Here is a 5,987-nt window from a genome sequence, read left to right as displayed (position 1 = left end):
CTTCGTGGTGACGGGAGTGTTCTCTTGCTCGTTCTTCGGCACTGTCTGTGTAGTATAGTGGCCCGGCGGATGGGTGCGGAAGTCCTCCAGGTCGGCGATCTGCGACAGGCAGGACCCGCTCCCAGTCGGCGTACCCGTCCGGCTCGGTGCCGGGCAGCGCCAGGTCCTTGCCGCTCCACGCCGGGTCGAAGGCGGCGGGCGGGGTGGTGGACGCCGCCGCGAACATCGCCGCCACGTCGTCGGGCTCCAGGCTGGCCCGGTCACTCAGCGGAGCGCCGACCTTCCACAGGGCGCGCAGGAACGCCGACAGCGACCAGGACGCCGCCCGCGCCTCCTGCCCGAGGTGAAGGAAGACCAGATAGAGGTCGCGGTTGGTGCGGACGGCGGGACCGGGCGGCCCCTCCACCCAGTACGACTGCTTGTGCGGGACGCCGCTCTCCATCACCAGGACCTGCGCCAACGCCGCTATGCGCGAATCATGGGAGGCCACGTGGAAGGTGTTTCCGAGGTCGTCCTGGCGCATGACGTCCCAGGTGTGCATGCGGCTCCTTCACAGGTCGCGGTGCGGTCTCCACGGCCCCCGCCCAGAAAGTGTCCCATTCCAGGACCGGACCACCAGTAGTGGCCATGTCACTTTCCGGACTCGAAGTCGTGACTTTCCGCTCATGCAATACGCGCCGAGGAGGGGTAAGGGCCCGGCGGCGCCGGGCCCTCACCGCCGCGCGACCGCTCAGTGCTTGGAGCGGTGGATCACCTGCAGCTCGGTGAACCCGTACAGGCCCCACGGCCCGTTCTCGACGCCGACGCCGCTCCACTTGAACCCGCCGAACGGCTGGTGCGGGGCGAGCGCGAGGTGGGTGTTGACCCAGGCGGTGCCGCACTCCAGCCGCCCGGCGACCTCGGCGGCCCGGTCGGCGTCGGCGCCCCACACCGAGCCGGACAGCCCGAAGTGGGTGCCGTTGGCGCGGGCGAGCGCCTCCTCCACGTCGGTGTACTTCATGATCGGCAGCGCGGGGCCGAACTGCTCCTCGTCCACGATCCGGACGCCGTCCCGGACGTCGGCGAGGATCGTGGGCTCGAAGAAGTACCCGGGCCCGTCGACGGCCTTGCCGCCCGCGGCCGCGCGGGCGCCGCCCGCGATCGCGTCCGCGACCAGCTCCGACACCCGCTCGAACTGCGGCTTGTTGTTGATCGGCCCGAACTGGACGCCCTCCTCCATGCCGTCGCCGACCTTGGCGGCCTTCGCGCGCTCGGCGAGCGCGTCGACCACGTCGCCGTAGAGCGCCTCCGGCACGTACACGCGCTTGATCGCCGAGCACACCTGGCCGTTGTTCTGGAACGCCGCGCCGAACAGCTTGTCGGCGACGGCGGCCGGGTCGGCGTCGTCCAGCAGGATCGCCGGGTCGTTGCCGCCGAGCTCCAGCGTGACGCGCTTGAGGTCGGGGGCCGCCGCGGCGGCGACGCGCTTGCCGGTCGCGACGCTGCCGGTGAAGCTGATCTTGCGGGGGACGTCGTGCGCGGTCATCCAGGCGCCGAGCTCGTCGCCGCCGGTGACGACGTTCAGCACGCCGGGGGGCAGGACGTCCCGCAGCACCTCGCCGAGCTTCAGGCTGGACAGCGGGGTGAACGGGGACGGCTTGAGGACGAGCGTGTTGCCCGCGAGCAGCGCCGGCGCGATCTTCCACACGCCGAGCAGCAGCGGGTAGTTCCACGGGGTGATCGCGGCGACCACGCCCATCGGGCGGCGGACGACCTCGACCTGCGCGCTGCCGTCGTCCTGGATGATCTCGCGGGGCAGCTCCAGCTCGGCGAAGTACTTCAGCCACACGCCCGCGCCGACGACCTCCATGGTCGCGTCGGCGAGCGGCTTGCCCTGCTCCAGGGTCAGGATGCGGCCGATCTCCTCCGACCGGGCGAACATGACGTCGGCCGCCGCCAGCAGCGCCTTGCGGCGCACCGACTCGTCGCGCCGCCACTCGGCGTAGGCGGCCTGGGCGGACGCCATCGCGGCGTCGAGCTGCTCCCGGGAGGCGTCGGGCGCCCGCTCGGCCACCTCGCCGGTCGCCGGATTGATCACCCCGAAGGTGCCGGGCGCGTCGACGGCCGCGCCGTCGATGGTCATCGAGAAGGTCTCGGACACCGTTGATCCTCCGCTCAGGGGGTTACCGAACGAGATTCAGTATTCACCTTCGCGGCCCGCCTGACGAGGTCCCGGGCCCCGGAACGCGGCCGGGACCCGGCTCCGGCGGGCGGCGCGCCGGTGGCCGGATCCGGCGAGATCCGCGCGGGCGCCGGGGAACGGAGTGATGATCATCACATGCGATCACGTCTCACCGCGGTGTTCGCCCTCACCCTCGCCCTCGCCGCATCCGGCGGGGCGACGGCGGCCGCAGCACCCACAGCGTCCCCGCCCCATCCGTCCGCGCCGCACCTGGCCGACCCCCGTCCCTGCGCGGGCAAACCCGGATTCACCTGCGCGTTCCTGACCGTCCCGCTCGACCACCGGCGTCCCGGCAAGGGCAGCCTGAAGCTCCAGGTCGCCATGGCCGGCAACGCCGACGCGCCCAGGGGCGTCCTGCTGTTCCTGACCGGCGGGCCCGGCCAGCCCGGAGTCCCGTTCATCGACGGGATCTCCGCGCGGATGCCGGAGCTCACGAAGAACTACCGGTTCGTCATGATCGACCAGCGCGGCACCGGCGAATTCGGCGCGATCGACTGCCCGAAGCTGCAAGCGGAGGTCGGCAGCAGCGACATCGAGCCGCCCACCGCCGGGGCGGTCACCGAGTGCGCCGGTGTGCTCGGCGACCGGCGGCACTACTTCACCACCGAGCAGACCGTCGGCGACCTCGACCTGCTGCGCCGCGCCCTCGACGTGCGGAAATGGACGGTGGACGGCGTCTCCTACGGCACCATGACCGGTGCGAGCTATGCCGTCCGATATCCGCGGCACGTGAGCAAACTCGTCCTCGACTCGGTGCTGCCGCACGTCGATCCGCAGCGCGACGACATGCTCTACCTCACGAGCCTGCGGGCCACGGCGCGCGTCCTGCGGGACGCCTGCGAGGCGGCGCCCGCCTGCGGGTTCGACCCCGCGAAGGATTTGGCGTGGCTGGCCAGGCACCGCGATGACGCCGTCCTCATCTGGGACATGCTGGTGACCTACGAGTTCCTCGACCCGACCTACCGGGACGCGGACTCCCTGCCGAACGGATGGGGCGACGCGGTGGGCGCCGTCCACGAGGCGCGCCACGGGGACCCGGCCCGGCTCGACCGGCTGCTGCAGATCCTGAACTCCGGCGGGGACGACGTCACCCGGTACAGCTCCGGCCTGCACATCGCGACGATCTGCGGCGACGGGCACTTCCCTTGGGGGACGTCCGAGACCCCGCCCGCCAGCCGCCCGGCCGCGCTGGAATGGACGCGCAGGCACCTTCCGGCCCGCGCCACCTGGCCGTTCACCGCCGACACCGCCGTCGGAAACGGGTTCATCCAGGAATGCCTGCACTGGCCCTGGTCGCGGCACACCGCCGAGCCGCGCCGGACGACGCTCTCCGTGCCGGTACTACTGCTGAACGGTGACCGCGATCTGTCGACGCCGCTCGAATGGGCACGGGAGGAACTCCGCCACGCACCGCGCGGCAAGCTCGTCGTAGTGAAGGGCGCAAACGCGGCACGCAGGGCCGCGAGGCGGTCTACCGGTTCCTCAACGGCTGAACCCGCACGAAAGCGCCCCCGCGGTTTCGCGGGGGCGCCGTCGTTGTCCGCTCAGGCGGCGAAGATGCGGTCCAGGAGGTCCCGGTAGTCGCGCAGCGCCAGCCGGAGCCCCTCGGTGCCGGGCCGCTCGCCGCCGTCCAGCGCCTCGGACAGCGTCCGCCGGTGCGCGGCGATCGCGCGGCCGAGCGCGTCGACGGCGTCGGACGCGAGGTCGTCCGCCCGGCGGACGGCCTCGCCCGGGTCGTCGATGAACGACGCCTGGACCTCGTGCCAGCGCTCGCGGAAGCGCTCCGCGTCGGCGGCGTCGAGCAGTTTCGCCGGGGCCGCGTCCTCCTCGGCCGGGGGAGCGGCGGGAACCGCCTCCGGCACCGGGTGGGCGGCCCGCACCGGGTCCGCGGCGGGCATCGGGTCCGGAGCGGTGTCGGGGACGGGCTCCGGCGCGTCCATCGCCGGGGGTTTCGGTGCGGGACCGGCGACGTGCGTGTCCCCGGGCAGGCCGGGGTCCGGCACCCGGTCGTCGAGTCGCCTGTGCTCCATCGGGGTCAGCTCCTCGGGGTCTCGTCGTCGCGGCGCCCGGCCGCCGCGCCTGCGGGCTCGTCCGGGGCGTGCCGGTCGGCGTCGCGCTCCCCGCCGGGGGCGGACAGCAGTTCCTCGAACAGGGCGCGGTAGTGCACCATGGCCTGCCGCAGGTCCTCGGTGGACGCCTCCTTGGACGCGGCCCGGCCACTGATCGTGTGGGCGCTCCGGTAGTGGTCCATCGTGCGGCCGTGCTCCACCGAGAGGTGGGCGACCTTCTCCTCGAACCCGTGCGTCGGGTAGCCGCGCTCGCCCATCACCACCGTGACGAGGCCGTCGGCCTGCTCGACCGCGGCCCCCGGGGTGTCGACGAAGCGCTCCTGCACCCGGACCCACTGCTCGTGGTACTGCTCGCGCTTGCGCGGGTCGAGTTCCCGCAGCTCCAGCTCCTCGTGGCGCTGCTCGCGGGAGCGCAGCTCCCGCTCCGCGGCCGCGCGGCCGCCCGCGCTCTCCACCGTGCGGTCGTACTCGGGGCCGAACCGCCGCCGCAGCCGCGCCGTCCGGGACCTGGTCCAGGCCAGGTACCCGGCGGCGCAGAGCGCCGCGACGATGACAATGGCGATGACGACCCATATCGCGGTCGACATTGTGTTCCTCCAACGTGCGTCGGATCGAATGAGACGCCGATGCCCGATCAATGGCATTCAAAACGAACCACCACAGAACACCCGCCATTCGGCCCGCTCGCGGAGGGGAACGGTCAACCCGCCGGAGGGAAGAGGCAAAGCAGGCGCCCGACCCGGTGGTCACCGCCGTACCCCGCGTCCCGGAGGAGGGCGAGGCCGCGGGGGTCGTTGCGCCACGCGCACGCCACGTCCACCCCGACGCGTTCGAGGGCCGCCGTCACCGCGGCGCCGTCCGGCTTCGCGCCGTAGCGCCTGCGGACCGCCTCGGTGAGGACCTCGCGGTCGTCGATGACCTGGGACCGGACGGGCAGCAGCCGCAGGTAGTGGCCGTTCGGGTTCACCGCCTGCGTCCGGACGGTCAGCAGCGGCACCGCCCGCATGAAACCGGTCGGCATCAGGACCATGGAACCGGGCCCGGCGAGCCCGAGGACGTCCCGCGTGACGCCGACCGCGTACGCGGAGACCTTCCAGGACGGGCGCGACGCGACGATCGACCGCGCCTCGTTCGACCACACCGGTACCCCGCCCGCCACGACGGCGATGACGAGGGCCGCGGCGGGCACCGCGGCGAGCGACGCGCGCACGGCCGGTCGCCCCGGCGCGGGCATCCGCACGGTCGCCAGCAGCCCGATCAGGACCGGCGCCGGCACGAGCCACATCGTCCGCCACAGCACCTGACCCGCGCCCGACGCCTGCGCGGCCGCCTCCAGGACGCCCGGAACGATCAGCACGGTCAGCGTCGCGGCGACGCCCGTGACGATCAGTGCTGGGACGCCCCGCCGGGCCGTGACGGGCGCGAGCCACAGCGCGCAGCCGGCGAGCACGCCCAGCGTCGACTGCAGCAGCACCCACCGCCAGCTGCCGGGAGCGTCGTGGACCGTCCCCGCCACGCTCGTGTCCGTGTGCAGCAGCATGACCACGAGACCGGAGCCGAGCGGGTAGACCATCGCCGCGCAGGCGCCCAGCACCGCCCGGACGCGGCCGGGCGCGGCGAGCAGTGGACACGCGAGGTCGAGGAAACGACGGGCGTACGCGAACCGCCCCCGCGTCGTCTGGTCCCCCCCGCTGACC

5 protein-coding genes and 1 pseudogene are annotated in these 5,987 nt (G+C 73.2%); 1 reads left to right on the top strand and 5 read right to left on the bottom strand.

Annotation, left to right across the window (positions count from 1 at the left end):
• Positions 1–541: pseudogene (locus HUX53_RS06475) on the bottom strand (hypothetical protein); the annotation flags it as partial.
• A 189-nt stretch (positions 542–730) separates the two neighbouring features.
• Positions 731–2,140 (bottom strand): aldehyde dehydrogenase family protein, encoded by a 1,410-nt coding sequence (locus tag HUX53_RS06470; RefSeq protein ID WP_309237081.1) that lies wholly within the window; start codon positions 2,138–2,140, stop codon positions 731–733.
• A 177-nt stretch (positions 2,141–2,317) separates the two neighbouring features.
• Here HUX53_RS06470 and HUX53_RS06465 point away from each other — a divergent pair, with 177 nt between their 5' ends.
• Positions 2,318–3,802: an alpha/beta fold hydrolase gene (locus HUX53_RS06465; RefSeq protein WP_176402249.1), complete on the top strand. Its 1,485-nt coding sequence runs from the start codon at positions 2,318–2,320 to the stop codon at positions 3,800–3,802.
• On the opposite strand, the gene HUX53_RS06460 is transcribed toward HUX53_RS06465, so the two are convergent.
• The 3 genes from HUX53_RS06460 to HUX53_RS06450 form a co-directional block, all read right to left on the bottom strand.
• The gene (locus tag HUX53_RS06460) at positions 3,766–4,251 is read right to left on the bottom strand and encodes a hypothetical protein (protein WP_176402248.1); all 486 of its coding nucleotides are present in this window, start codon (positions 4,249–4,251) and stop codon (positions 3,766–3,768) included. The two genes, HUX53_RS06465 and HUX53_RS06460, sit on opposite strands and share 37 nt — an antisense overlap.
• A 5-nt stretch (positions 4,252–4,256) precedes the next feature.
• The gene (locus HUX53_RS06455) at positions 4,257–4,877 is read right to left on the bottom strand and encodes a hypothetical protein (protein ID WP_176402247.1); all 621 of its coding nucleotides are present in this window, start codon (positions 4,875–4,877) and stop codon (positions 4,257–4,259) included.
• A 113-nt stretch (positions 4,878–4,990) separates the two neighbouring features.
• On the bottom strand, positions 4,991–5,987 hold a 997-nt coding region (locus HUX53_RS06450), incomplete at its 5' end, for a hypothetical protein (RefSeq protein WP_217919147.1).

This window comes from Actinomadura sp. BRA 177 (assembly GCF_013372625.1).
In the GTDB taxonomy this organism is placed as follows: Bacteria; Actinomycetota; Actinomycetes; order Streptosporangiales; family Streptosporangiaceae; genus Spirillospora.
The sequence above is the reverse complement of the archived record's forward strand: the minus strand, read 5'-3'. Positions and strand labels throughout refer to the sequence as shown.

Coding starts and splice junctions, on each gene's coding strand:
- HUX53_RS06465 (WP_176402249.1), top strand. CDS start 2,318: ATGCGATCACGTCTCACCGCGGTGTTCGCCCTCACCCTCGCCCTCGCC.
- HUX53_RS06455 (WP_176402247.1), bottom strand. CDS start 4,877: ATGTCGACCGCGATATGGGTCGTCATCGCCATTGTCATCGTCGCGGCG.
- HUX53_RS06460 (WP_176402248.1), bottom strand. CDS start 4,251: ATGGAGCACAGGCGACTCGACGACCGGGTGCCGGACCCCGGCCTGCCC.